Annotated in this window: 16 protein-coding genes; 1 reads left to right on the top strand and 15 read right to left on the bottom strand. The window is 31.9% G+C overall.

Going from position 1 to position 24,502, the window contains the following annotated elements; translation table 11 throughout:
- Positions 1-106: 106 nt before the first annotated feature.
- The 12 genes from HNP25_RS16100 to HNP25_RS16045 all read right to left on the bottom strand — a co-directional run bounded on the left by HNP25_RS16100 (position 107) and on the right by HNP25_RS16045 (position 16,844).
- The gene (locus HNP25_RS16100; RefSeq protein ID WP_184135755.1) at positions 107-1,930 is read right to left on the bottom strand and encodes a M56 family metallopeptidase; all 1,824 of its coding nucleotides are present in this window, start codon (positions 1,928-1,930) and stop codon (positions 107-109) included.
- Positions 1,931-1,972: 42 nt separating this feature from the next.
- Positions 1,973-2,341, bottom strand: a complete 369-nt coding sequence (locus tag HNP25_RS16095; RefSeq protein ID WP_184135759.1) for a BlaI/MecI/CopY family transcriptional regulator — start codon at positions 2,339-2,341, stop codon at positions 1,973-1,975.
- Positions 2,342-2,496: 155 nt separating this feature from the next.
- Positions 2,497-3,162, bottom strand: coding sequence for a deoxynucleoside kinase (locus tag HNP25_RS16090; protein WP_184135754.1), 666 nt, complete (start codon positions 3,160-3,162; stop codon positions 2,497-2,499).
- Between the two features lie 153 nt (positions 3,163-3,315).
- The gene (locus HNP25_RS16085; protein WP_184135752.1) at positions 3,316-4,086 is read right to left on the bottom strand and encodes an SGNH/GDSL hydrolase family protein; all 771 of its coding nucleotides are present in this window, start codon (positions 4,084-4,086) and stop codon (positions 3,316-3,318) included.
- A gap of 424 nt (positions 4,087-4,510) precedes the next feature.
- Positions 4,511-6,844, bottom strand: a complete 2,334-nt coding sequence (locus HNP25_RS16080) for an LruC domain-containing protein (protein ID WP_184135751.1) — start codon at positions 6,842-6,844, stop codon at positions 4,511-4,513.
- Between the two features lie 434 nt (positions 6,845-7,278).
- The gene (gene trxA, locus HNP25_RS16075; protein WP_184135749.1) at positions 7,279-7,602 is read right to left on the bottom strand and encodes a thioredoxin; all 324 of its coding nucleotides are present in this window, start codon (positions 7,600-7,602) and stop codon (positions 7,279-7,281) included.
- Between the two features lie 135 nt (positions 7,603-7,737).
- The gene (locus tag HNP25_RS16070; protein WP_184135747.1) at positions 7,738-8,886 is read right to left on the bottom strand and encodes a hypothetical protein; all 1,149 of its coding nucleotides are present in this window, start codon (positions 8,884-8,886) and stop codon (positions 7,738-7,740) included.
- Between the two features lie 179 nt (positions 8,887-9,065).
- On the bottom strand, positions 9,066-12,638 hold the full coding sequence (gene dnaE, locus HNP25_RS16065) for a DNA polymerase III subunit alpha (RefSeq protein WP_184135745.1): 3,573 nt from the start codon (positions 12,636-12,638) through the stop codon (positions 9,066-9,068).
- Between the two features lie 75 nt (positions 12,639-12,713).
- A complete protein-coding gene (locus HNP25_RS16060) occupies positions 12,714-13,505 on the bottom strand; it encodes a hypothetical protein (RefSeq protein ID WP_184135743.1) in 792 nt (263 codons plus the stop codon).
- Positions 13,506-13,537: 32 nt separating this feature from the next.
- Entirely contained in the window at positions 13,538-14,494 is a 957-nt protein-coding gene (locus HNP25_RS16055) for an SPFH domain-containing protein (protein ID WP_184135742.1), read from the bottom strand.
- A 124-nt stretch (positions 14,495-14,618) separates the two neighbouring features.
- Complete coding sequence (locus HNP25_RS16050) at positions 14,619-15,320, bottom strand: SDR family NAD(P)-dependent oxidoreductase (protein WP_184135740.1); 702 nt, start codon at positions 15,318-15,320, stop codon at positions 14,619-14,621.
- Between the two features lie 333 nt (positions 15,321-15,653).
- A complete protein-coding gene (locus HNP25_RS16045) occupies positions 15,654-16,844 on the bottom strand; it encodes an aspartate aminotransferase family protein (protein WP_184135757.1) in 1,191 nt (396 codons plus the stop codon).
- Positions 16,845-16,972: 128 nt separating this feature from the next.
- On the opposite strand from HNP25_RS16045, the gene HNP25_RS16040 reads away from it, so the two are divergent.
- The gene (locus HNP25_RS16040) at positions 16,973-18,475 is read left to right on the top strand and encodes a S10 family peptidase (protein WP_184135738.1); all 1,503 of its coding nucleotides are present in this window, start codon (positions 16,973-16,975) and stop codon (positions 18,473-18,475) included.
- A gap of 567 nt (positions 18,476-19,042) precedes the next feature.
- Here the strand turns inward: HNP25_RS16040 and HNP25_RS16035 are convergent.
- The 3 genes from HNP25_RS16035 to HNP25_RS16025 are packed head-to-tail and all read right to left on the bottom strand — an operon-like array spanning position 19,043 to position 24,458.
- On the bottom strand, positions 19,043-21,175 hold the full coding sequence (locus HNP25_RS16035; RefSeq protein WP_184135736.1) for a DEAD/DEAH box helicase: 2,133 nt from the start codon (positions 21,173-21,175) through the stop codon (positions 19,043-19,045).
- Positions 21,175-22,488: an ATP-binding protein gene (locus HNP25_RS16030; protein WP_184135734.1), complete on the bottom strand. Its 1,314-nt coding sequence runs from the start codon at positions 22,486-22,488 to the stop codon at positions 21,175-21,177. The genes HNP25_RS16035 and HNP25_RS16030 overlap by 1 nt, the downstream gene beginning before the upstream one ends.
- Complete coding sequence (locus HNP25_RS16025; protein ID WP_184135732.1) at positions 22,482-24,458, bottom strand: tellurite resistance TerB C-terminal domain-containing protein; 1,977 nt, start codon at positions 24,456-24,458, stop codon at positions 22,482-22,484. The genes HNP25_RS16030 and HNP25_RS16025 overlap by 7 nt, the downstream gene beginning before the upstream one ends.
- Between the last annotated feature and the right edge of the window lie 44 nt (positions 24,459-24,502).

The raw sequence follows: 24,502 nt of genomic DNA, 5'->3' as shown, positions 1-24,502 counted from the left end.
AGGCAAAAAGTAAGGACGAGAACCAATCCAAAAAACATTGAAATCTTTTAAAATTCACTTTTTCAAGAGAAAATTCGGGATGACTCATGTTTATTATTTCAATATTTTAAGGTTTAATACTTGGTGGCGAAGGAGGTGTTGGAAACGAAGCTGGTGCTGGAGGTGTTGGCGGCGTTGGAGCTTCTGGGAAGTCAGGAATTGAGTTAAAAGCACTATTAATTTTTGCTCTTACTGAGGCTGGAAGTACTTTATGAATTTCTTTAGCATGTAATTCCATTTCTTTCCCCAAAGCTTCAATTGGTTTCGCTTCTAGCTCAATTAATTTACTCAGACTGTCAATTGGAGCGCTGTTGAAATTCATTCTCTCTCCTATTTTTCCCATTTCATCACCATACTTTTCCATTTGCTGTTCAATTATCTTCATTTCTTTTTCAATCTGATTCATACTTTGCTCAGCATTTTTTCTAGCTTGAGAACCCTCTTTATAAGACATCATCTTTTCAGCAATACTTCCTTGTTTTTCGCCTAACTTAGACAACTTGTTACTCAATTCAGAAATTTTAATTGAAAAATCATTCATTGGCTGACTATGCTCATTTATTTGCTGGCTATAAACAGCAATTTGGTTTGAAAGTGTTTCAATTTTTTTCTGATGAGGTTCCATTTTCTTTTCAAGTATTTCAATGGCTTGTAACTCTTTTGCAACTTTGATACTATCTGACGGTGAAAGATGTATCCTTTCTCCATTCACATAGATATTTCCATTTGAAATATTTAGGTTATTATTGAAGTCGGATTTAACGCTTACACTCCTTGATGTTTTTTTAGTGACTTTAGTCGTTGTGGTAACTGTCTTTTTAGAAGTTTTAGGCGTTTGTGGGCTTGTTTGAGCATCAGCATTATTAGGTAAATTCACAAAAACAAATGTAGTCAAAGCAAATAAAGACATTATAATAATACCTGCATAATTCACTGATTTCGTTTTCTTTACTCCTAAAATTCTATGTACTCTTCCTAACAAAGTTTGTTTCTTACCTGCAAAACCCATCGCTAAAGACATATTTGTTTGTTGTTGAAAAATCTCAACTTTAGTTAATGCTTTCGCTAAATGGACATTATTTCCGCATAACTCAATCGCTAAATCATCACAGCAATTTTCTCTTTCTTCACGAATATTTGCAGAAATCCACCAAGTAGCAGGATGAAAGAAAAATAAAATTTCAACCAATGACTGTATGATGTTTACTAAATAATCATGACGTTTGATATGTGCCAGTTCATGAGCCAAAACGGCTTCAAGTTCATTGTTTGACAATCCTGTGATTAAACCAATTGGTAATAAAATAACTGGTTGCAAGAAACCAATCGTCATTGGACTAGTTGCCAAAGAAGATTCTAACAGATTAATTCCTTTTTTAATCTTTACTTTTTCTAAAAGCTGATTAAAAAGCACTAACGTGTCGCCTTGAATGGTTTTGGTGTATTTCCAACGTAATTGTTCCGTATAAAAATAACCTCCCATCAACCTGACAGACAAAAATAACATTCCAATCATCCAAGCTGTTACTAACAGATTTACATTTTCTGAAAACAATACCTGAAAATCCATCCAAACACTTGTATTTGAGGTAATTGTAGATGATGTACTTAGATTTGCCTGAGCTATTTTATCGAAAGTAAGATTAGTTTGAGTGATTGATGACACCGAATTTTCTTCAAAAACAATTAAAAAAGTAATGATGCTTGCAAAAACCTGAAAAAGTAAACTCGCAAAACCAAACCAATATTTCTTAATGGCTGAGTTTTTTGAAAAAATGAAAACAGCCTTTAAAACAATGGCAAGTGCCATTAATTGCCAAACTGAGTGAAGTAATGTCCAACCAACGGCTGACATTACATTTTCTGGAAAAAAATTCAAAATTGAGTTCATTGATTTAGAAAGGGGTTAAATATGAGGTTTGTTAAATTAGGTTTAGGCATTTTGTTCAATTTGAGCAATTAGTTTTTTGATTTCATCTAATTCTTCTTTCGAGGCTTGATGATTTCCCAAAGTTTGCATCACCAACTTCATGGCTGAACCACGAAAAGCTGTATCCACAAATTTGTCAACTAAAAATTGTTGCGTAGCTTCTTCAGTAATTGCGGCTTCGTACAAGTGATAACGTCCCTCCTCTATACGTGAAACAATTTTCTTTTCAAACATGATTTGAAGTAACTTCAAAGTTGTTGTATAGCCAATGTCTCTTACTTTAGAAAGTTCATCATTTACTTGTCTGACACTGGCTTGACCCAATGACCAAAGTACTTGAAGAATTTGTAATTCTGATTCTGTAGGTTTGATAGGTTCCATTTCAATAATAATATTTGTTACGAATAATTTCGTAACAAATATACTACGAAAGAATTCGTATTAACAAATTTATCTACGAACATTTTCGTAAATAAATTCAAAATGATATTTATTTACTTTAAACGGTAAATATTAAGGCTGAAAATTTACTCAGACTTATCGAATAAAGAAGGGATTGTCAGCGGTTTGGGACGTGGAGGTGTTTCATAAAGTAAAGCTTTGTCCACTTGGTTAATGACAAAAGCCAAATCTTCCGCATTATTTAAGTAATCCAACTCATTAACATCTAAAATCAATAATTTACCATAAGTATAGCTTTCGGTAAAGTTATCATAGTGCCTATTCAAATCTTGTAAATATTCAATAGAAATATTTGCTTCAAAATCTCTTCCTCTTTGTTTAATCTGAGAAACCAATTTTGGCATATCCGCTTTTAAATAAATCGTTAAATCGGGTGCTTTTACAGAAGTCATCATCAAATCGAAGATTCCTTTATAAGTAAGATAATCGTTTTCTGACATGATTCCGCCTTCGTATAAATTCTGAGCAAAGATGTAAGCATCTTCATAAATCGTTCTATCTTGAATAATTCTTTTATTCGATTGTTGAATTTGTAATACTTGTTCGTATCTACTTTTCAAAAAATACAATTGCAAATGAAAAGCCCAACGTGGCATATCTCCATAAAAATCAGCTAAATACGGATTTCCCTCCACAGCTTCAAATAATACTTCCCATCCAAAATGATCTGCTAATTTTTTCGCTAGTGATGTTTTCCCAGCTCCGATATTTCCAGTTACGGCAATGTGCATTGTATTTTTATTAAATTGATGAATTAGATTTTATTTGCAAATTTCGGTCTTTTTAGTGTCAAAATCAAAAAACGGACTACTCTTCTGAGCATTAAGTAAAGGAATGCGGTGTAATCAAAAAAATAGCCTTCATATCCGAAGGCTACCATTCATTTAATATTGATACTTTTTCAGAAACTTTAATCTTTTACTTACAGCTTTAATCCATTCACGAGCCATCAATTCATGTCCAAAAACAGTTGGGTGAATACCATCCCAAACCCAATATTCATCTGGTGCGTTTTTAAAAGCTTTTTCAAACATTGAAGGATAATCAATCAACACAGCATCATATTCTTCTGCAATTTTTTTGATAACCTCGGCTCTGGCGTTTGTTTCTTTTTGCCAAATGTCCCAATTATCTTTTCTCCCTTTAATGGCATAGACAAATGGAATACCCAATACAAATAAAATATTCGGGTTATTTTGTTTACACTGATCTAGTAAATCTCTATAACCAATTTCAAATTGTTCAAGATTGGGTGCCTCCTCTGGTTTACGAATTAAAGCATTTACATCATTAATACCGATTAACAAACTCAACACGTCAGGTTTTAAATCAAGTGTTTCTTCTTTCCAACGTTTTTGTAAATCTGGAATTCTATTACCGCTAATCCCTCTATTATAAAAAGTAAAACCAGCTTCAGGAAAATCAGCTCCTATCCTACTAGCTACTCCATACGCATAACCATGTCCCATAATATGATTGGGGTCGGTATTTCTACCTCTGTTTCCATCCGTAATAGAATCTCCCTGAAAAAGAAAAGTAAGTTTTGTTTCCATCTCAAAATTATTAGAAGAAACAGCATTACTTTTCAAGCCCATAATAAAAGCTGATATCGCAGAGGTTTGTAAAAAAACTCTTCTTGAAGAAATATTTTTCATAAATAATGGCTTAAGTTTTTATCAACTTTAAAAATACAATTTCAGTAAAATGTACTTACCAATCAAAGATTTTGTTTATTGTTGTCTTTCAAAAAGTTTTTATGATTTCTTTGTTGTACTCAAATGCTATGTTTGAGGCTCAATTATCCAATTATCTATAAAATTTTTTCATTTCAAATCATGAAAAAATTACTCTCAGTATTACTCTTTATTTTAGTTGCTTAGACACTTATAATAAACAAGTATTTTTCGATGCTCTTTCATCCAAAGATTTAGCTTGTATTGATAAAATGATTTTTGATGAAAATAGTTTGATTAAACCAGTAATCATTACCAATGAAGGTGTTGAGAGAAAAGCGATTAAGTAAACAATAAAAAAGCTTCGAGGAATTCCTCGAAGCTTTTTTATGACTAATACCTATTATTAATTTGCTCTATAAATATTTGAATCTATTCTATTAGCAGGATTTGAATACCAATCCGTGCTCAACGTCCCTCCAGAAGTTGCCCAGTTTGCGAATTTTAAATATGCACTAGAAATACTTGTAAACTCGACTGGATATTTAAAGTCATTTGTTGAAACTTCAATTGCCCAAGGGAGACCATTGCTAGTACTGAAATATTTATTCGTTAAAGATGCATCATCCATCGTTCCAAGCATCTTAGTATTCATGAGTTTTGTAGGATACTTACCTAATAAATGGGTTTCTTTGCGTAATTGCCCAGAAGTTGACCCATTATCCCATATAAAAGGATTATATGAACCTATGCCAAAGGTTGATAGTGAAGGTCCATCAACTAAATCAAAGCAAAATGAATAACTTTTAGGACTAACAGATTTTCCAGAGAAAGTATTCCAACCTCCTAGCTCATTCCCACTTTGTTTAAATAGAAGCACAACAACGCTATCTTGACCAGCTTCTAATTCAGCACCAGTACTTGAGACAAAGTTTTTTGCAGTTCCTTTCGGTAAATTAAATTGTACACCTGCTCCATTTTGTAAACTTCCTCCAGCAGCTTTAAGCGTGTAGTTTGCTTTAACTTGTGCCACTTTGTTCGAAGCATTCGTAACAATTTGATAACTATATGAAAGCACAACGTCATTCAAATCATAATCTCCTTTATATGGCCATTGGTCTTCAAAAGCTACGGTTGATGGAGTTGAGTAATTGTCAAAAGCTTTTGAAGCATCATTAGGATAATTATCCTCCACATCTATAACTCCATCATTATCAGTATCAGCTAAAACGACTGGGGCTGTTCCATTTCCTTCATTACAAGATGTTTTTGGAATATAAATCCCTTCACCTGTTGTTGATTTTGCATACACATCAAAATGTGACGCTAACATTGTACCACTAGGTTCAGCATATTGAATTGTTCCTGTGATTTTTGGTGCCTTCCCTCCTGTAAGATTAGGTGAACTACTTGTTACTTTAAATAAAGAATAGTTTGAACCTTGACCATCTAAATGTCCATCAAAAACAGTGATTGTTTTCGTTACAAACAAAGATCCATTAAAAAGTTGAACAATAGCTCTACCATTAATAACGGTATTATTTCCAACAAAAACGTAACTATTGATATAAAAGCCGTTATCAATTGTCAAATTATTTTTTACAACTAATTGACATTTATTATAAACATTACTTGAATTAAGTACCTGCATATTATTTGCCGACAAATAACCATTATTTGTCAATGTAACATTACTATTTACAGTCAAAGTACTTTTGCTTGAAAAGTTACCATTATTTGTAAAGGACAATCCATTTGAATTTAATGTAACAGCTCCATCAGCAACAAACTCTCCATTGTTAGTAATGGATGCAAATGGAGTAAAACTACCTTTTACATTAATTGTACCTCCATTAGAAAACGTAGAGCGTCCTCCTGTTGAAATACTATTATCAAAATTTATTGTTCCAAAATTTTTCAAACTTCCTGACATACTCAATGATGAAGTATTCGCAACATTAAGCGTACCAAAGTTTTTTATCGTAGCATTTGAAGACCCCCAAGTAAAACTATTTAAAGTAACAGAAGCACCAGTGGTTACCACAAGATTATAGTATAAACTACCATCTAATGTCAAGTTTTTGATAGTAATATTATTACCACATACACGTATAGTACCTCCACCAACAGGATTAATTGAAGTAACATTTACTGTGTAATTACTACCAGTCAAACAAATCGTTTTTGAATCAAGCGTTAGATTTTTGTTAGAAGTATTTTCATCAATTGTCGTGTTACAGCCTGTATTACAATCTGGACTAGTTTCTGTAACGATTGATTGATAATTGGATGTTAAATTAACATCACTTGCAGCAATTCTACCAGAAGAAACGCCACCTAAAACTAAATTTAATTGAGATGAGTTATCAAGTGAAACTTTTTCTGTTGTCTTCAAACCATCAGGAGATGTTCTCACAACATACAGTTCTTTCAAACTAGAAGCTACTGAAATTTTAGTATTGAAGGGGGATGATACAGAAGCCGCTCCTCTTGAAATAGGATTTATGCCTGTTTTGGGTACTGAACTGTAAATCGAAATAACATGTTTAGCATTGTTGAAACGAACATCAGCAATTTTGATGGAAAAATTCACCTCTCGTGAAGTGTTCCAATTAAAGCCAGTAGGGACTTTTAAACTGTTAAAATCACCATTCATCTTTTCATCAACTAATAGTTCAGAGGAGCAAGATGAGATTAATAAACTAATTCCAAGTACTGTAGATAGTAATTTTGTTTTCATGATAGAGAGTCTATAATAGACAAATGTTTGTGTTTAAATAAGGTTATTCAATTAGTAATTATAGAATTTATGCTGTCAAAACATCATTTTGACAATGCAAATTACTAAGATTATTTTCTGAACATGAGTTAATTTTCAATTCTTTACTTAGATGAGGAATGTTGTTATTAAACTCAAGAAAATAAAGGGTAGAATATTTTAAAAATCCAATAAAAATAAACTTTTCACTTTTATCTTGATTAACTATCGTTCAAATAGTTTTTTTAGAGTTCATACTATTCAAGGTTTTCAACAATACTTTAATTTATCTAATAAAAAGGTATTTAATGCTTGAAAAATAAGCGTAAAACAAAAGCGGTCAAATTGAAAATCAATTTGACCGCTTTTGTTTGTAAATTTTTACTCATGAACTTTAAGCTCATAAACTCAAAAAATTATGCATGTTTCAAAAGTGTTTGTGATAACACAGCTTTTGGAATATTTCCACCTACTAATCTTTCTTTCAATTCACCATTTTTGAAAATCAATAATGTAGGAATAGAACGAATTCCTAAAGTTGAAGGAACAGTTGAGTTAGCATCAACGTCCATTTTAGCAACGATTGCTTGTCCTTCTACATCACCAGCTAATTCTTCAACAATTGGTCCAATCATTTTACATGGTCCACACCATTCTGCCCAAAAATCCACTAAAACTGGTTTATCTGAATTGATTAATTCTTGAAAATTATCATCGGTTGCTATTACGTATTTTCCCATTTTATTTTTTAATTAAGTTAATTTCTTTTTTCAAAGTTAGAACAAAATGTTCTAATATCTTAGTTCCTGTATTTTATTGAAACAAGAGAGAATTACACATTCGTATTGATAATCAATTATTTAATATAATATATTTCAATAATTTTCATAGTATTTTTTTACTTTACGGGTAATTTGATCATAAATAGGCTTTGTAAATTCAGTAAATAATTGCTGAGGTGGTGGAGGCAAAAGCTCTTTGTTTCTCGTTAGACTAAGCTGTTGTTTCGTTAAAGCTCTTTCATCACCATTAAAATTCCCCCATTCATTTACCCAAACAAACTCACCACCGATTTTATCTTGATAGATTTTTTGTTTCGTTTTAAAATCAATGACCTGAAAATCTAAAATTCCTTTAGAAGTAACCGCTTTTCTGGATTGCGTTAATTTAGCAGTTACTTTATTGAACACCGCAATTTTCTTTCCATTCACCGTTGTTTCACCAACTTTTACGCTGTCTTTACTGGTTACAGTGTTTGTATTAGTTTCAACATAAGTTTGACCAACTATAAAATCATCAAATTGCAAACGAATAATATGATCAGGCTTTAACTTATTTTGTTCAGCTATTTCTGGCGAATGGAAACGGACGAATTGATTTAACTTTGGATTAGTGCGAAGAAATTCATTGATTTTCCCTTGAAAATACTCATTACTCAACGCATAAGTTGGAGAATGAACACTTACTTGCTCTACAACTACATCTATACTGGCTAGTTCATAAGATTCATCGAGTTTATTTTTAATTCCTTTGTAAGTTGGAAGTAATTCTTCTACGACTGAGAAATTATAAAAAGCATCTTTAGCGGCTTGACGGTTATCATAAGCTTGCTTTAAAGCAGATTGCCCAACTGCATAACGTTCATCTGCCGCTAAAATCCTAGCAGTTTGCAAATCATCAAAGTATCTTCTGGGAGTACCTGTTACTTTTAAACAAGCTTGGCAATTCACCAATTCGTCTGTTAAAGCATGAATTTGTTTGTATTCAGCCACAACCCGTTCCCAACGAAATTGCTCTTGAGAATTTTTCCAGTTCTCTACTTTTGAAAGGTGAAAGTTCACAGCAGCAGGAAAAGCTTCTTTTAATACTTTTTGAGCTTTTGTATTTGTTGGGCTTTTCTGCAATCTCCCAATCGCAGTTTCAACAGCTCCATCATAATTTCCTTGTTCTAAAGCCTTTTTCCCTGAACTACAAGCAAAAGAAAAATAGCCAAATAAAGCAATTGCAAAAAATCTTTTAATCATGTTGATTTTTGAGGTTTATGAGAGTAATTGAGAAAATTGTGAATGAGTGAATTGTGATTTAGTGATTAATTTTCTTTTAATAATTGTTGTATGGAAACTCTTACAGTTACTAGCATACAATTACAATAAATTATTTTATTTATACTCTAATCACTAAATCACAATTCACTAACTAACAACTAATTAAGTTTATACGTCAATCCTTGAATTAATTGTAATTCATTCAGGAATTCATTACTTGGTGAAATTTTATTTTTTCTGGAAAGCATCGTTACTTCTACTTTATCTTCTGGGTCATAAACTGTCAATGTTAAATTACAAGTGCCTTGATTCTTAGCCACTAATTTATTCAAATGTTCAATAAAGACATTATTAACTTGCTGTAACCCTATGTTTATTTTTAATTCTTTCGAAAACTGATTTCTAATTTCTGACAACAATCGAATCGAAACAGGTTTAAATTCCCATTCATCTTGTCGTCCCCAACGGTTTTTGATTTGTCCTTTAATGTATAGAAAACGGTCTGGAGCAATGTATTTTGAAAGATTTACAAAATCTTCCCCAAATAAAGCAAATTCATAACTTCCATTATAGTCTTCCAAAGTAAAAAGCATAAACGGATTTCCATTTTTAGAATACCTTTCAATCGCTTTTGTAACAATACCACCCACAGAAACTTCTTTTCCTCTGAAAATCGGCTCCATTACTCTATCTAACGTACAAGTACAGAAACTTTCTAATTCCAGACGATATTCATCCAGCGGATGACCAGAAATATAAATTCCGACTACTTCTTTTTCAAACTTGAGTTTTTCCATTTGTCCCCATTTTTCAATGGATGGGATTTTTGGTGTTGCTAAGTCACCACCGCCACCTTCCCCAAGCATTCCAAAAAGCGAACCTTGTGCAGAAGCTGCTACTTCAACAGCTTTGTTGGCGTAACGAATGATTTTTTCGATAAAATTACTTCCTTCAACATCCGCAAAATAAATTGCACGATGAATGTCATCAAAACAATCAAAACCTCCGCCATAAGCCAAACTTTCTAAGGTCTTTTTATTAACAGTTCTAAGGTTTACTCTTTTTACGAAATCAAAAATATCTTTATATGCACCATTTTTATCTCTTTCTTCAATGATACTTTCAACCGCTGCATCGCCAGTACCTTTGATTGCTCCCAAACCAAAACGAATTTCACCTTTTTTGTTTACGGCGAAAGAACGATAAGATTCGTTAATATCTGGCCCTAATACAGGTAAGCCCATTCTCCTACATTCTTCCATGAAGAAAGTAATCTTTTCGATGTTACCCAAAGAGTTGGACATTACCGCAGCCATGTACTCAGATGGATAATGGGCTTTTAAGTAACCCGTTTGGTACGCTACAAAAGCATAACAAGTAGAGTGAGATTTATTAAAAGCATATTGAGCAAATGCTTCCCAGTCAGTCCAGATTTTATTAAGTTTATCTTCAGGATGTCCTTTTTCTTTCGCACCGTCCACAAACTTACTCTTCATTTTATCAAGTGTGTAGCGGTCTTTTTTACCCATTGCTTTTCTCAGAACGTCGGCATCACCTTTCGAGAAACCTGCAATTTTCTGAGACAAAAGCATTACCTGTTCTTGATAAACCGTAATGCCATAGGTATCTGCCAAATATTCCTCCATGTCGGGTAAATCATAAGAGATTTCTTCACGACCATGTTTACGAGCAATAAAGTTGGGAATATAAGCAATTGGTCCGGGGCGATACAAGGCGTTCATGGCAATTAAATCCGAGAATTGATCGGGCTTCAAATCCAATAAGTGCTTTTGCATTCCACCAGATTCAAACTGGAAAGTAGCGTTTGTTTCTCCTCTTTGATACAACTCGTAAGTCTTTACATCATCGAGCGGAATACTATCTAAATCAATTTCAATACCATGATTTTGCTTAATTAAACGAAGGGCTTCTTTAAGAATTGAAAGGGTTTTCAATCCCAAAAAGTCCATTTTAATTACGCCAGCATCTTCAATGATTTTTCCTTCAAATTGTGTAATTAATAAGTTTACTTCTTTAGATGAATAAACAGGAAGGATTTCTGTTAAATCTTTTGGAGCAATAATAATCCCAGCGGCATGAATACCCGTTCCACGCACAGAACCTTCTAAAACCAAAGCTTCTTCTAATACTTTTGAACGCAAAGAACCTTCTCTACGGATTTCACGGAGTTTCTTAACGTTTTCTATATCTTCTGCTTGGAACTGTTCTTTTTCAGCGAGTGATTTTTCACCAATTAATGGGGCATTCATTACTCTGTTTAAATTAGTGCCGGGTTTGTCAGGCACTAATTTTGCTAATTCATTGGATTCATTCAATGGTAAATCCATCACACGGGCAACATCTTTGATAGACATTTTTGCCGCCATTGTGCCGTAAGTAACGATGTGTGCTACTTGTTGTTTACCGTATTTTTCTACCACATAATCAATCACTTTTTGACGACCTTCGTCATCAAAATCCGTATCAATATCGGGCATTGATTTACGATCGGGATTCAAGAAACGCTCAAAAAGTAAATTATACTTAATTGGATCAATATTCGTAATACCAATACAATACGCAACCACAGAACCAGCCGCCGAACCACGACCCGGCCCCACAAAAACGCCCAATTCACGACCAGCACGGATAAAATCTGATACAATCAAGAAGTAACCTGCGAAACCCATCGTGCGAATGGTATGCAATTCAAAGCTCAAACGGTCTTTTACTTCTATACTTTCCCATGCTTCACCGTAGCGTTTTCTTGCACCTTCCCAAGTAAGATATTCTAAGTAATCATCCTGACTAAGAAATCCAACTGGGATTTCATAATTAGGCAACATGATGTCTTGCTTCAATCGAAGTGTATCAATTTTGCCTACAATTTCATTCGTATTATCAATCGCTTCTGGAATATGCGACCAAAGTTTGGTCATTTCTTGCGTATTCTTGAAGTAAAATTCATCATTATAAAAAGCAAAACGCTTTCCTTTTACTGATTCTCCATCGTCAACATCTTTATAAGTAGGTGTTGCCTGTTTTTCGCCTGTGTTGATACACAATAAAATATCATGTGCGTTGGCATCTTTTTGGTCTAAATAATGCGAATCGTTTGAGGCAATTACTTTTACGTTATACTTCTTCGCAAATTTTAGTAATACTTCATTACACTTTAATTGGTCTGGAATTTGGTGATTTTGTACTTCTACATAATAATCTTCCCCAAAAATATCCAACCACCATTTGAATTCCTTTTCAGCTTCATCTTCACTTCCTCTCAGAATCGCTTGAGGAACAGACGCACCAATACAACAAGTAGTGGCGATAAGTCCTTTGTGATACTTTAAAATGAGTTCTTTATCAATACGAGGATATTTTCCGTAAAGTCCTTCGATATAACCCAAAGAACAAAGTTTCACCAAATTGGCATAGCCTTCGGCATTTTTCGCTAACATTAATTGATGATAACGCTTATCTTTTTGTTCTTTCGAGAATTGCTTTTTAAAACGGTCTTCTACCACATAAAACTCACAACCTACGATTGGCTTTACGCCTTCATGTTTCCCTGCTTCTGCCACAAACTGAAAAGCACCAAACATATTTCCGTGGTCGGTAATGGCAACGGCAGGCATATTATCAGCTTTGGCTTTGGCAAAAAGTCCAGAAATTTTAGAAGCTCCGTCTAAGAGAGAGTATTGCGTATGACAGTGTAAATGAGAGAATTGCATTAATTTGGGGTTTTACTTATACAAAATAAACAAAAAAGCGACATTTTAGTGTCGCTTTTTTGATAAAATGATTTTTTATTTTTTTGTGATTTTTAAATGCCTCTGAGCTTCAGGATGATACCAAATCCAATAATCTTCAAAACAAGAATATAGTTGTGCCGTAGTAAGTTTTTCATTTAAAGGGTCTATGAGTTCAGTTTTATATTTAAAAAAAGCGAGTCTTTTCTCTTTGGCATCAAGAATTACAGCATACATAGAATTTGTATAAGGTAATTCATTTCTCCAAAACCCAGTACCAGTCAATGCCACAAAACTTGAAGCTATTACAAAACCTATTGTATTGTTTAATCGTCTTTCAGCATCACCAATTGGAGTCCTAGTTATACCCAAAGTGATAATAGATAGTGCGTATCTTAAATTGTTTTTCTCCAATATATTAACAACACTATCCGTTACAGCCATATTATTAAATAGATCTCTATTTTTTTGGGTATTCAGAATTTCAGGAAGATGACTTGAATTGATTGACTCAAGTTTATTAAATGTGGTTATGTAACGGGACAATTCATTATCTAAAATATGAGCTTCTTCATCATTAAGTGATATGTGTTTATAAGAAACCTCAGCTAAGTTTAGGACACTTTCTGTTTTATCTTTTGTTTTAACAGCCAGATTTTGCGATAATTGTTTAGCTATTTCGTTAATTTTAGACTTTTCATCAGCATCCTTAAATGTTAGAACATTTAAGGATGGAAATATTCCTATTTGTTTAATCTCTTCTGGTTTTACAGTCGATGTAAATGGTTTATAAGTACTACAACTACCTAATAAAGAAAGTATAGTAAAACCTAACAGAACTTTTTTCATACATTAAAATCGCTTTTAAGTGTTAATGAGAACTATTTCTTCCCACTAGGCGAAGCAGGTGCAACATAATCACCACCTTCTTTCAATTGCTGAATACCCATAATTTGCTTCATTGTTTTATCCATTCCTTCGGTTGAACCATCCAAGAAAATTACGTTACCTTGTCCTTGTTCTGCAAAGTGTTTTACGGCTTCTGTCCACATCGAAAAGAGTATTAACGAAGCATCTAAATTTGCTTCATTCATTACTTTCGCAGATTCTGCCATACCTCTTGCTACTTCTTCACGGAAGAGGGCAACACCCTGACCACGCAATTGTGCAGCAATTTTTTCAGCTTCTGCTGAAATCCTTATGGCATTACCTTCTGCCTCAGCCGACTTTGTTTTAGTGATTAATAAAGCTTGTCCTTCGTTTTCAGCAGCAGCTTTTAAATTATTGGACGCTACTACTTGTGCCATCGAACGCATGATTGCTTCATCAAAAGCAATATCATTCAATTGTAAGTCTATTAAATGATAACCCCATTGTTCGAGTGTCTCATCTAATTCATTTTTTACATTCAATACAATTTCACCACGTAAAAGCAGTACTTCTGCCTGTTTTTTAGTTGCCACAAAAGCACGAATTGTTCCTTCAACAGTACGAATTAAGGCTTGCATAAAAGAACGCTCGTCCATGTACTTAAAAGCTACGTTTTTAATGGTTTGTTCCTCCTGATTTAGTACAGCATAGACTAACATTGCTTTAAAATTCACATTAGCTTGGTCAGAAGTAATAGCTTGGAATTCTAATTCCATCGAACGGTTTTGAATAGAGATTCTTTTGAAGATAAATTCAACAAATGGAATTTTAAAATTCAACCCAGGGGTCATTACTCTTTGGTATTTTCCAAAAATTGTAATGACTGCAACGGTACCTTGGTTGACAATCACAATGGAAAAGAAAACAATTAAAATGGCAAAAACCACTAAAATAATTAAAGCACTCATAGTTTTGGGGTTTAAGAATGTATGTTATAATTGATAATATAGAAACAGCACCAAAGTACGGAAAACTTTGATGCTGTCGTTAATAATTATTAGAAATTACTCTTTTCTGATTTGAAAGGCAAAATTACATCGTTTTTATTGAACTCATTCCTCCATCAATATTCAGAATTTGTCCTGTCATCCAACTTGCATCGTTTGAAATTAAGAATGATGTCATGCTTGCAATATCTGATACATTACCAAAGCGTCCTATTGGATGGCGTTTATTAGATGCTTCTTTCTTTTCTTCGCTTGATAATAAATTTTTCGCCAATGGTGTTTCTGTCAATGAAGGAGCGATACAATTTACATTGATTTTATTAGGAGCAAACTCTGCTGCTAAAGAACGTGTCAAACCTTCTATCGCACCTTTTGAACTTGCTACCGAAGCATGAAAACCCATTCCTATTTTTACTGCAACAGTACTGTATAAAACAATGGATGCACGACTACTTTTTTTGAGACGTGGCAAAACTGCTTGAATTACCGAAACAGCACCTAAAACATTAATTTGAAAATCATTCTTGAAATCATCCTGACTCAGTCTTGCAAATGGTTTTAGGTTAATTGTTCCCGGACAATAGATAACTCCATCCAAAACATCTGGCAATTCATTAAAGACAGTGTTGTCTGGATTGAGTGCATCCCAAGTAAAATGTTTGACCGTTGTAATTGTTGGTGCAGTACGTGAGGCTGAATAAACATTAAAGCCTTGTTTAATTAATAATTGTGCAGTAGCTTCTCCAATTCCTGAACTTGCACCTATGATTAAGATATTTTTTGACATACGATTCTATATTTATAATAAGAAATTACCTATAGAACCTCTCTACAAAGGATTTGTTTACAGAATAAAAAAATGACTAACAGCACATCATGATTTACATCTTTCATAAAGATATAAATCATGAATACATAAGCTTTTTTATCTAAGGGAAGCACAAAACGAACAATCATTCATTGCCTTCAATATCCTAATAATCAATAACTTATACTCACAAACTATATAAATGACTTTTTAATAACCATTAACAACCAAATTTTTCACTTATAATCGAATTAACGCTTAAATCCATATTCTCATAAACCTTAAACTCATAAGCTCATCAACTTTAAACGCTTAAACGCTTTCCAAAATCACTTCACAAGCTTTTCTAATTTCTTCTTCGGTAATAATCAATGGCGGGGCAATTCTCATAGAATTATCACAAAATAAAAACCAATCTGTTACTACGCCTTTTTCAATTGCTCGGTCGATAATGGGTTTTAATGTATCAAAATCTTCAAATTCTACCGCCATCATCAAACCTTGATTTCTGACTTCTTTGATTTTCTCGTGAACTAATAAAGACTTAAAAAGCGCTGCTTTTGCCTTTACTGCATCCAATAAGTTTTCTTCCAAAATCACTTTCAGTGTAGCCAAAGAAGAGGCTGCACTTACAGGATGTCCACCAAAAGTAGTAATATGTCCTAAAATTGGATTGTTTTTAAACACAGCCATTACTTCATGATTGGCAATAAATGCACCGATTGGCATTCCTCCTCCCATTCCTTTAGCACATAATAAGACATCTGGATAAATCTCAAATTGTTCAAAAGCCCAGAAAGTACCTGTTCTGCCAAAACCACTTTGAATTTCATCTAAAATCAAGAGTGTTTTAGTTTCATCACAGCGTTTTCTTAAAGCCAAGAAATACTCTTTACTTGGAATCCTTACTCCTGCTTCTCCCCCAACAATTTCTATGATAATGGCTGCCGTTTTTTCGGTTATGAAAGCTAAATCTTCCATTACTCCGTGACGAATATTTCTAATTTCTGGCAATAATGGACGGAAATTTCTTTTAAAATTCTCGCTTCCTGATAAAGATAAAGCTCCTTGTGTAGCTCCATGATAAGCATTAAAACAAGAAATTATTTCCTGACGACCCGTAAAACGTTTCGCTAATTTCATTGCTCCTTCTACGGCTTCTGTTCCAGAATTAGTAAAATACACATTATCCAATGGCTGAATATTTTCAACTTTTGGAATAAGTGTTTTTACCAAAGCCTCCGCCAACTCTACTTGTGGACTTTGAACATATTCGCCATAAACCATTAAATGCAAGTATTTATCTACTTGATTTTTAATCGCTTCTACTACTTTCGGATGACGATGCCCCACATTTGACACCCCAATACCTGAAATTAAATCCATGTATTGTTTTCCGTCTTTTCCGTACATATAAACGCCTTCTGCTTTCTCAATTTCCAATGCCAATGGGAAATCTGAAGTTTGGGCAACATTTTTTAAGAATAATTCTCTATGTGTAATCAAGTTTTTGTAATTTAATTGATAAGTATCTTCTCATAGCTTTAAGCAATGAGCCTTGAGCTATGAGATTTTAGATTTCAGTAAACACAAAATTACAATTCATTCATCATCATTTAACTAACAAATCAATGAAAAAACATTTCTTACTTTTATTAATGCTCTGTTCCATCAGTTCTTTTGCCCAAGAAAAGGCTGAATCAAAACTTAATACTCCTGTTCTCCCCCCTCCTGCTCCAGTTGTTACAAAACATCAAACTGTTATTAATGGTCAAGCGATTTCATATACTGCCACTACTGGCTATATGGTTTTAAAAGATGAAGCTGGCAAAGCTAAAGGCAATGTATTCTTTATTGCTTATACCAAAGATGGCGTTACTGATATTACTAAACGACCTATCACTTATACTTTCAATGGTGGGCCAGGTTCTGCTTCGGTTTGGTTGCACATGGGTGCGATTGGCCCTAAAAGAATCTTAATGTCCGACAAAGGCGATGCTTTAGCACCTCCTTATAAGTACATTAATAACGAATATTCTTGGTTAGATAAAACTGATTTGGTATTTATCGACCCAATTAATACTGGTTATAGCCGTGCTGTGCAAGGTGAAGACCCAAAACAGTTTTTGGGATACGTAGAAGACATTGAATCTGTCGGAGAATTTATCAGATTATATACTGTAAAGAACGGTCGTTGGTCATCGCCTAAGTTTTTAGCGGGCGAAAGTTATGGTACTACTCGCTCTGCGGGACTTTCAGGTTATCTTCAAGATAAATTCAATATGTATATCAATGGTATTTCGTTGATTTCTTCGGTGTTGAATTTCCAAACGATACTTTTCGACAAAGGAAATGATTTACCGAACATTCTTTACATACCTACTTATACCGCAATGGCTTGGTATCACAAGAAAATCGCTAAAGAATATCAAGGTGACTTACAAAAAACTTTGCGTGAGGCTGAACATTTTGCATTAAATGAATATGCTACCGCTTTAATGAAAGGTGATTTGTTGCCAGAAGACGAAAAACAAAAGATTGTACAGAAATTAAGTAAGCTTACGGGTATTTCAGAAACCTTTATTAAAAATGCAAACCTTCGTATTGAAATTAGCAGATTCACTAAAGAATTATTGCGTGATGAAGGCAAAACTGCTGGACGTTTGGACGGTCGTTTTACTGGTATTGACTTTGATAATGTTGGTGAACGTTATGAATTCGACCCAAGTTTAGATGCTACTATCTCTGGTCCTTATTCTACGACGGTGAATAACTATTTACGTCAGGATTTGAAGTATGAAAACGATTTACCTTATTTGATGTTGACGGGACGTGTTCAGCCTTGGAATTATAATAATGTACAAAACAAGTACTTGAATGTAGCAGAAACGTTAAGACAAGCGATGGCAAAAAATCCTTATTTAAAAGTATGGATTCCTTCTGCTTATTACGATTTGGCAACGCCCTATTTTGCGGCCGAATATGTAGTTTCACACATGGGTTTGCGACCAGAACAACGTAAAAACGTTAAATTTACTTACTTTGAATCTGGACACATGATGTATATTCATAAAGCTTCATTGATTAAACTCAAAAAAGAAGCCGATGAGTTTTATGAAGAGACTCTAAAGTAAAAAATAAAAGAGCCTTGACAGATAACACTGTCAAGGCTCTTTTATTTTTTTTAGTAAGCAATACTTTCTTTTAAAGGATTATATTGTTTTACATTTTCTAATCCCGAAGGGATTAAATGTTTATAGATAAAAATTAAATCTACACCACAAATCAGACCCCGAAGTGGGTCTAATATATGATTTATTAAATTATTATCTTTAAAATGTCTATTCCTTATTCATAGACCTTACTTTTCTTGTCTTGACACAAGAAAAGTAACAAAAGAAAGTCAAGAAATTCCGAAACTCGCTCCGCTCAAACAGCGGAATTTCGGAAAATTGCTGTCGCATGATTATTTTTTAAAATGGCTTGTAATACTTTTTAAGATATTAATTCAGATTCATCACACAATCCTGAAAGGATTAAACTTGATTAGAAAATAAAAAAGCTCCAAAAACACAATTAGACCCCGAAGCGGGTATAACAGGTATAACAAATGGCTTTAAATTGATTTTAATACTTTATTTCTACTTGGTTATAATGAATTTGTGTTTATATATCATGTTCTCTTTCAATAAATTTCTTAGTTATTTATTATAAACTATATTTATTTTTGTTATAAACTCTTTTGTATTTTCAATATCAAAGTAATTATTTTTTAGTATTTCAACTTGATATTTATTTGGCAAGTATTTACCCCATTTTGAGAACCCTAATAATGAACTATGTGTAGATAAAAGATTATAAATATGGGCATCAATATTAGAAATTAGTGATGATAAGGCATTCCATTTCAAGATAAATTCATCTTTAGATAATTCAATATCAAATGAGCTACTACTCTCTTCTAAAATATTTTTTACATTTGAAACATTTAATAGTAACTGAATTGTTCTGTTAATTCTTGTACCTGTAAATGTAAAAAATCTCAAATCCTTATCAGCAATTAGTAACATTCTATTAGTGCGCAAATCTTGAATTTTAAAAACAGAGAAGTCTTTTTGTAAAGTTTCTATTTCATCTAAACTTGATTCATCAAGAAAATCATAATTTGACTGATTGTAAAGAACTTCCATCATTTTTTCTCTAACTTTTTGATGGATTGTAGCACTAATGCCAAAGAACATTGGTTTTTTACCATCTTTAGTTGGAATGACTTCTATTTTTTTTGTTTTGTTATCTACAAATTTTATTTTCCATATTTTGGCAGAAAGTAAAATATTTTCATCCTCAACAATCTGTGGTGAAAAAGGAATTTCACCAATTGTGTTACCAGCATTTATAACTTTAAAATTTTCCTCTGTTTTAAATACACTATAAAAATCACGACTATTAACTACTTTTTCACCTTCAACTCCAATGATAACTTCATCTTGTAGTTTTTCTAAAAAATCTATCTTAATTAAATGATAAAGTATTTCTTCAATTTCTAGGATTTCAATATATTTGAATGCCGAGTTATCTTTAAGTTGATTTATTAAATTTGTTAATTTAATTCCTGAATGTCCTTTAGTTATTGACAATGCCTGATGAATAAAAATATCATAAGGTTTTACATTTTTATGTGGAGGCTCAATAAAACCATCTTTATATAATAACCAACAAGCAACTGACTGAAGTAAACTCCATTCATTTGTAGCATACAAATACAAATTACTAGTTTTACCTTCTTTTCTCCCGCTTCTTCCAACTCTTTGAATTAATGAAGCAATACTATTTGTTGCATCTATTTGAATAACATCATCAACTGTACCTATATCTATTCCTAATTCCAATGTGGAGGTACAAGCGATACAAAAATTCTGTCTATTATTTTTTGCAAAATATTCGACATATTCCCTTACTTCTTTATCTACAGATGAGTGGTGTGAAAAATAATTTAAGTGACCTTTAACTTTTTCGGAAATCTTTTTAAGTTTTACAGCTACTTCTTCAGCCCTCCCTCTTGAATTTGGAAAGATTAAAACTTTATTATCTTTAGTTGTTTTATATAAATCTTTTAATAGTTCCAAAGACAATTCTTCTTTTTCATTTTTGAAAAAACGAAATAAAACATTAATATTTTTAGGAGTTCTATCAATTAATATTTTAGTTTTATCTACATTGCCCGTAAACTCTTTAACTTCTCTAAAGCTATTTTCCTCACTCATAGTTGCAGATAATCCAACTACACTAAATAAATTATTATTTTCTTTTTCTAATCTTGATAAAATTGATTGTAATTGGATTCCTCTATCTGTTCCAATAAAAGAATGTATTTCATCAATAACAACATATTTGAGATTTGAAAATAATAGTTTTACATTAAATGGTTTATTTATAAACATTGCCTCCAATGATTCTGGAGTAATTAAAACAATACCATTAGGTTGTTTAATTAATTTTTCCTTCTGTGTTTTATTTGCCTCACCATGCCATTTAGTTATAGTGACATCTAGATTTTTTGATAAGTCTTCTATACGATTAAATTGGTCATTTATTAAAGCAATTAAAGGTGAAATATAAAGTACCTGAATGCCTTCCTCTCTAAAATTCACCTTTGAAAGAATCGGCAAAAATGCAGCTTCTGTTTTTCCAGATGCAGTTCTAGATATTAAAATAAAGTTATTGCTGGACTCTAATATTTTAGAAATAGCAGCTGTTTGAATTGGTCGAAATTGCTCCCAACCTTTATCACGGATAAATTTCCGTATTGGCTCAGAAAGTAAATTAAATGACATTATAATTCTTCTATACTGTCTAATAAAGTCTCATCAGGTCTTTCATCTGAAACTTCTATTTCTCCAAAAAGTTTATTCTTATCTGCTTTTGGATTTTGGCGAATGATATTTAAAATATTTAAAAAATCTCTAATTACTTCTCTCGGAGTTAAAAATTCAGAAGCACCTGGTTTATTAAATAACTCTTCCATGAAAAGCTGAATCTCGTTATCACTTATAGCTATGTCAGTCTTATAATTATAATCAAATATTGCTTTTAATTTTTTAAGTAATACAAATATTTCATTGTGATTGAGTGGCATTAAGCGAATTACAGGCTGTGCAAAATCTCTAAGTTCTCCCGTTTCAAATTTATTTGTTAAAAGCCTTGACTTTAGCGCATTGTAACTAAAAAGTCCTCTACGTTCATTTTCAAGCACTTCTTTTGTCCCAGCAAAATTAATAAATAAGTTTGCCACTTTACCTTGAAAGCAATCATTATAGATTGTAAGAATTTTTTCATAATTTTTTTCTCTCATTACAGACGTAGAAATTTTATATAGATTAATAGCTTCATCAAGGTTCACCATAAAGCCACTATATCCCATATTTACAAATAACTTACAGAAGTTTTTAAGCATATCATAATAATTTAAATCATTGATAATTTCTCTAACTTCTAAGTCTTGTTTTGCTTCTGTTTTAGTCCTATACTCTCCCTTTAACCACTTTAAAGCATTTCTTCTTAAAGATTCATTACCTGTTATGTATCCTTCATAATATTTCATTACAACCATACCAAAATCAAAACCACCAACATCAGTAAGTTCATTAATTGTCTTCATAATATTAGTCTGAATAATATTTAAGTATTGTTCATTACGAATTTCTGTTAACGTAATTTTATTTTCTTGTGCTGTCTTAGTTATAACCTGTTCAATCCATTTTTCTAATAAGGTAGGTAATGCTCCTCCTTCTGGCTTTGTTTGTATAGATACATTATCCATGATTGCAGAATACAAGGCAACTCCTTTGCCATCATTAGAATATAAGCGATTATCAGGTGTAAAGTCAGCATTTGCTACAACAAACTTTTGTTTTAATGCTACAGTATTAAGCAGATGAAGCATGAAGGACTTTCCTGACCCGAAATCCCCAATCCAAAATTTCACCATGCTATGTCCATTTTTTACATCTTCTAATGCCGAGACTACTGCATTTATTTCTTCAGAACGCCCAACTGTAATATGCTGAACTCCAATTTTAGGAACGACACCACCAATTAGAGAGTTAATAATTGATGTTGCTTCTTTAGGTTTAATATTGTCTAACATGATACAGTAATTTTTTGAAAATAATTTAAATTAATTGCATAGTATTCGTCATCCTCTTCTATTAGAATATCATCTAAAACATCATAACAATTATCATTAATACTTTCTATAAGTTGATTTTTAAAAATGCCATTTAATTTTGCAAATACTTCTATTTCGCTTTGTAATAATACAAGGTTACTTTTTAAAAATAATTCCAACGCTTCAATTTGAATTTGATTTAATGATAGCTCAGATAAGTATGACGAATTATTATTATTTTCATTTTTAGGAGTTATCTCAATTTCAATCTCATCATTATTTATTTCTTGTGACTTAATAGTGATTGTTTCATCTTCATAATCATCTTTAAGATATTCATTTAAAAGTTCAACAGTTCCTGAGTGCTGTTTTTGTACTTCTTTTATTGAATCTGTATCAAGTTGAATTTTTTTTCTTTTAATTTCATAGATTTTAGAAGCCTCTTTAAGAGCATTTTCCAAATCTTTACTTTTAATCAATTCACTAACAATTTTTTCAAAATCACGCAACTGTTCATTTGTCTTAAATAAACTTTTTTGAATAGTTTTTGTAAGCTGTCTATTATCAAACACTGTTGACACTAAATCATAGTATAGGTAATATATATAAAGTATAAGAGCTGATTCATTATCGTATTTTGCTATAAATTTAGATGCTTCAAAAAATATATTTTCTACTGATGGATTTTCAATATTTTGATTTCCTAGAAAAATAATTGAGTCAACAAAATTTTTTGGACTACTAGAATGCTTTGTAGTTAATTCTTCAAACTTAATTTTCCATCTTGTAGTGTTTTGAGAATTTAACTCAATTTCTGTTTCATCATCAGGCGGTGTAATTTTAGAAATTAGGCTAGGTAATAATGTTTGTAATTTTACAATAATCCTAGTTTCATACTCAATTTTAATTAGTGGAATCTCATAATTTAGCTCCACATTTATTTTTCGCTTATGCCCAAAATATTCTCTAATTATATTTTCACAATGTTTAAATATGTTATTGTAAATATCATTCATTGAAGATTCTATACAATATTTATAATTTGCACTTCCTTTTCTATACTTGAATTGTTTTTTAGCAATTACATCTGCTACTGCTAAGAGTTCCATTTCAAGGCTAGACCCTTGTCCTAAGTATAGAACATTTAATTCTTTTATAGTAAATAGGAAAAATCGTAATACTTCCACTAAACAAAATTCTATATTACAGAAGTTATTATTAGGATTCCAAAGCTTATTTAATAAAGTTACTTCTTCATTATTTAGAGAAAGTCGTTTTTTGTATTTGTCACCTAATTTCCAATAAATTTCTTCATAATTAGGCGAATAAGTACTCTGAAATACACTTGTGTTAAATTGAGAAGTAATATTTTTAAGCCTATTTCTTTCATCTTTCTTTTTATTCAATAAAGTGTTGCAGTAAGATTTTGTTTTGGGATAATACCTTCCTAATAATAGGAATAGATTTTCCAATTTACCTATATCATTATCATATTCTCTTAAAAAATCATACATTAAGACAAATGAATAGTTACTATTCTCTTCTAAATCAAGGTATTCTGAATTTAAAAAGCATTTTTTGAATTTATAATAAAATTCTTTTTGCTTATCTGTTGCAGAATTTATTTCATTAAATGAATAAACATACTGATGTTTCCAATAAGGAACATTACCATTATTTTCATTTGTTGTATTTTCATAGATAATTTTTGACGTCAAACTTGAAACATCAATAATTGAATCATCACTTGAGTAAATATTGAGAGTTTTTATTTTTTCGTTTGCTTTATGTGTTCTATTATACAAAGACTCTGTGTCTAATGAGTTTTCAATCAAACTAGCATTTTTAGACGATAAGTATTTTTTTATAATTGCTTTTTTATTATTCTGCTTTAAAAAGATTTTAATAAAACAAAATAAAAAAACTATTAATCCTATTAGTATTGCCATTGTAAAAATTAAATTTTTATTAATTACAGAGAAAACAACTTAAA

The organism is Arcicella rosea (genome assembly GCF_014204325.1).
Taxonomy (GTDB): Bacteria; Bacteroidota; Bacteroidia; order Cytophagales; family Spirosomataceae; genus Arcicella; species Arcicella rosea_A.
Note: the sequence above shows the minus strand (reverse complement) of the source record. Positions and strands in the feature narration are given on the sequence as shown.